The following is a 4227-nucleotide window of genomic DNA, read 5'->3' as shown; positions in this document are numbered from 1 at the left end:
CCACGTCGATCGGCAGACGATCGCCGCCGGCGCCGGGCGGCAGGATTTCGGTGGAGCGATAGGGCAAGACGATCTCTCTCAGAACAGGAAGTAGCGCTGCGCCATGGGCAGCACGGTGGCAGGCTCGCAGGTCAAAAGCTCTCCATTGGCGCGCACTTCATAGGTTTCCGGATCGACCTCGACATGCGGTGTTGCATCATTGAGCACCATCGATGCCTTGGAAAGGCCGCCGCGGGTGTTCTCGACCGCCACCATGTCCTTGGTCACGCCGAGCCGCGCCTTCAGCCCACCGGCCAACGCCGCCTGGCTGACGAAGGTGACGGAGGAGAGCGCCGGAACCCGCCCGTAGCTGCCGAACATCGGTCGGTAATGCACCGGCTGAGGCGTCGGGATGGAAGCATTCGGATCACCCATGGGCGCGGCAGCGATGGTGCCGCCGACCAGAACCATATCCGGCTTGATGCCGAAGAAGGCCGGGTTCCACAGGACGAGATCGGCGCGCTTGCCGGCCTCGACGGACCCGACATGCTTCGACAGGCCCTGCGCGATGGCCGGGTTGATTGTGTATTTGGCGATATAACGGCGCACGCGCAGGTTATCGTTGTCGCCGGTCTCGCCGGGCAGGCGGCCGCGCTGCACCTTCATCTTGTGGGCCGTCTGCCAGGTGCGGATCAGCACCTCGCCGACGCGGCCCATCGCCTGGCTGTCGGAGGAGATAATCGAGAACGCGCCGATATCGTGGAGGATGTCCTCCGCCGCGATGGTCTCCTTGCGGATGCGGCTTTCGGCAAAGGCGATATCCTCGGGGATCGACGGCGACAGGTGGTGGCAGACCATCAGCATGTCGAGATGCTCGGCGATGGTGTTTTTCGTATAGGGCCGCGTCGGGTTGGTCGAGGACGGGATGACGTTGGAAAGGCCGCAGACGCGGATGATGTCGGGCGCATGGCCGCCGCCCGCCCCTTCCGTGTGGAAGGCATGGATGGTGCGGCCCTTGAAGGCGGCGATGGTATCCTCCACGAAGCCGCTTTCGTTCAGCGTGTCGGTATGGATCATCACCTGCACGTCGTGGTCGTCGGCGACGGAAAGGCAATTGTCGATGGCGGCCGGCGTGGTGCCCCAATCCTCGTGCAGCTTCAGCGCGCAGGCCCCGCCCTCGATCATCTCGACGAGCGCCGCCGGCTTCGAGGCGTTGCCCTTGCCGGACAAGCCGAGATTGATCGGGAAGGCATCGAAGGACTGGATCATCCGCGCCAGATGCCAAGGCCCCGGCGTGCAGGTGGTGGCGAGCGTGCCGTGCGCCGGTCCCGTGCCGCCGCCCAGCATCGTGGTAACGCCCGACATTAGCGCCTCCTCGATCTGCTGCGGGCAGATGAAGTGGATATGCGCATCGACGCCGCCCGCCGTCAGGATACGCCCCTCGCCCGCGATGACCTCCGTGCCGGGACCGACGACGATATCGACGCCCGGCTGCGTATCGGGATTTCCAGCCTTGCCGATCTTGACGATCAGCCCGCCCTTCAGGCCGATATCGGCCTTGACGATGCCCCAGTGATCGACGACCAGCGCATTGGTGATGACGGTATCGACCGCCCCTTCGGCGCGGGTCACCTGGCTCTGGCCCATGCCGTCGCGGATCACCTTGCCGCCACCGAATTTCACCTCTTCGCCATAGATGGTGAAATCCTTCTCGACCTCGATGAAGAGTTCCGTATCGGCAAGCCGCACGCGGTCGCCAACGGTCGGGCCGTACATTTGGGCATAGGCGGCGCGGGAGAGCTGAGCTGCCATCAGAGTTTCCCCATCACTTGCTGGCGGAAGCCATAGATTTCGCGTTTTCCGCCGAACGGCACGAGCCGGACCAGCCGCTCCTGCCCCGGCTCGAAGCGCACCGCGGTGCCGGCGGCGATGTCGAGTCGCATACCGCGCGCCAGCGCCCGGTCGAAGGCGAGCGCCGGATTGGTCTCGAAGAAATGATAGTGCGAGCCGACCTGGACCGGACGATCGCCCGTATTGGCGACGGTCAGCGTTAGCGCTTCGGCGCCCTCATTCAGCACGATATCGCCCTCGGCAGTAAGGATTTCACCAGGGATCATGGTCATGCCCCCGCGACCAGCCAGAGGCCGCCAAGCGCCGTCAGGCCGCCGGCGAGCCGCGCGACGATCCGCCCCGCATGCCCGCCGATGCTGAGGCCGAGCGCCACGCCCGCGCCATGCAGCAGCGCGGTCGCCGCAACGAAGCCACCCATGAAAGCAAGGCCGCTCGCGCCGCCAAGTTCCAGACCATGGGCATACCCATGAAACAGCGCAAAAAAGCCGACCACGGCCATGCCGACCGCCGTCGGAACCTGAAGCGCGACCAGCGCCAGAAGCCCGATCACCACGACCGAGGCGGCAATCGCCGGCTCGACGAAGGGCAGGCCAAATCCGGCGAGAGCAGCCAGGAAGCCGATGCTCATAGCCGCGACGAAGGCAGCTGGCACGGCCCACAGCGCCCGCCCGCCGATCAGCGAGGCCCAGAGGCCGACGGCGACCATGGCGAGCAGATGATCCGCGCCGGTCAGCGGATGGGAGAAACCGGCACCGAACGAGCCATGCGCGGCCGGATCGAGATGAGCGAAGGCTGGGCTTGCGGCCGCACCGGCCATGAGCAGGGTGACGAGAAACAGTCTTTTCATTCGCGTATCCTTTCTGGAAATCAGCGGATCGGCTGGTGCACGGTCACCAGCTTGGTGCCGTCGGGGAAGGTCGCTTCCACCTGAACGTCGTGGATCATCCCGGCGATGCCCTGCATTACCTGGTCGCGGTTGACGACATGCGCGCCCGCCTCCATGAGGTCGGCGACAGAACGGCCGTCGCGCGCGCCCTCGACCACGAAATCGGTGATCAGCGCGATGGCCTCGGGATGGTTAAGCTTTACGCCGCGCTCCAGCCGCTTGCGCGCCACGATGGCGGCCATGGCAATCAGCAGCTTGTCCTTTTCGCGGGGGGTAAGGTTCATGGGCCTGTTCCTATAATTGCCAGACTTTCGGCAGCGGATTGCCGCCGATGAGAAGGGAGAGAAGCGGTTCGAGGCGCTGACGCAGCGCAAGGCCGGTGGTGGCGACGAGGCGGATCAGCAGCTTGCCGTTCCAAGCACTCGCCCCACCGTCTTCGCCGATAAGGGTCCGGACGGCGTCCAGCAGCCGCTCCGGCTCGCGGCCGGCGTAGAGGACTGTTGCCATGGCGGTGCGGCCGGCGAGCATGGCCGGACGGAAAAGCTTGGCGTCGATCTCGCCGGAAATACGAAAATCCTCGGCAAAGATCAGCCGGCCGTCGCGACGGATGCGCCAGCGATCATGCAGCTCGCCGTGCGAGAGGATTTCGCCCATGGCGGTGCGGCCGAACAGCACCGCCTCCATGGCCACCAGCTCGGCATCCCCCTCCAGATCGGCTTCCAGCCGGCGGGAAAGCCGTCCGCCGTCGAAAAGGATCGTCTCCTGCGGCAACCAGGCAAGGCGTGCTCCGGCACCGACCGTCAGCCGGCTCGTCACCGTCGCCGCCTCGCCCGTCGAGCGATAGACGCGCTCACAGGCCTGCGTGGAGATCGTCGCAGCCGTCGTTTCGGCAATCTCAATTTCGGTGGCGATACGGTCGCCACCGGCCAGCCCGCCCGCCGTGTTGATTATGATCGCCTCCGGCGGCAGCCCCGGTAACGGCCGCGGCAGGCGGATCTTGACGCAGCCTTCCTGATAGAGCGTCTTCAGCCGCGTCTCGCCATGGCGGCGATGAAGGGCAAGCCGCGCGTTGCCTTCGGCACGTTGCAGCCGCAAAGGCGTCACGGAAGGCTCAGAACGCTCTGGCGCGGGAAAGACGATCAACGGATCGCTCTACCGAACCGGACAATCGGAAAAGAAAACACGGTCGAAATCGCTCATGGCTTGCAGGTCCCGGTGACTTTCCAATCGCGATGCAAGAGGCATGCCATTCATTTCGGAGGCAGTAAGACGGCAAAGTACCTCTTCCGGAACCGCCGCCGCCTTCGCGCTGAAAAGAGCGGAGCCCGAAAAATAAGCATCAGCACAAATTTCAGCCTCTATGGGCGGAATATGATCATGCGGGTGAGATTGTACGGGCCGACCGCCAACAAGGCAGCCCCTGTCCCAGATGGGACATTGCCGGTCAAAAAACCGAAGGCTAGAATCGGTGCGATGGCATCGCGGACGGTGAGCCTTGCATAAACAGACGA

5 protein-coding genes are annotated in these 4227 nt (G+C 64.9%); all 5 read right to left on the bottom strand.

Features of this window, described 5'->3' with window-relative positions:
- Window positions 1-78: 78 nt before the first annotated feature.
- The 5 genes from ureC to ACOZK4_RS24895 are packed head-to-tail and all read right to left on the bottom strand — an operon-like array spanning window position 79 to window position 3820.
- Complete coding sequence (gene ureC / locus ACOZK4_RS24915; protein WP_421594373.1) at window positions 79-1791, bottom strand: urease subunit alpha; 1713 nt, start codon at window positions 1789-1791, stop codon at window positions 79-81.
- Window positions 1791-2096, bottom strand: coding sequence for an urease subunit beta (locus ACOZK4_RS24910; protein ID WP_421594398.1), 306 nt, complete (start codon window positions 2094-2096; stop codon window positions 1791-1793). Before ACOZK4_RS24910 ends, ureC begins: the two co-directional genes overlap by 1 nt.
- Before the next feature lie 2 nt (window positions 2097-2098).
- Window positions 2099-2677, bottom strand: a complete 579-nt coding sequence (locus ACOZK4_RS24905; RefSeq protein ID WP_421594372.1) for a HupE/UreJ family protein — start codon at window positions 2675-2677, stop codon at window positions 2099-2101.
- 20 nt (window positions 2678-2697) lie between these two features.
- Window positions 2698-3000 carry an urease subunit gamma gene (locus ACOZK4_RS24900; protein ID WP_421594371.1) on the bottom strand — a complete coding sequence of 101 codons (303 nt, stop codon included), beginning with the start codon at window positions 2998-3000 and terminating at the stop codon, window positions 2698-2700.
- Between the two features lie 10 nt (window positions 3001-3010).
- Window positions 3011-3820 carry an urease accessory protein UreD gene (locus tag ACOZK4_RS24895; protein ID WP_421594370.1) on the bottom strand — a complete coding sequence of 270 codons (810 nt, stop codon included), beginning with the start codon at window positions 3818-3820 and terminating at the stop codon, window positions 3011-3013.
- Window positions 3821-4227: the final 407 nt, after the last annotated feature.

Source organism: Shinella sp. M27, from assembly GCF_049199905.1.
Taxonomy (GTDB): domain Bacteria; phylum Pseudomonadota; class Alphaproteobacteria; order Rhizobiales; family Rhizobiaceae; genus Shinella.
Note: the sequence above shows the minus strand (reverse complement) of the source record. Positions and strands in the feature narration are given on the sequence as shown.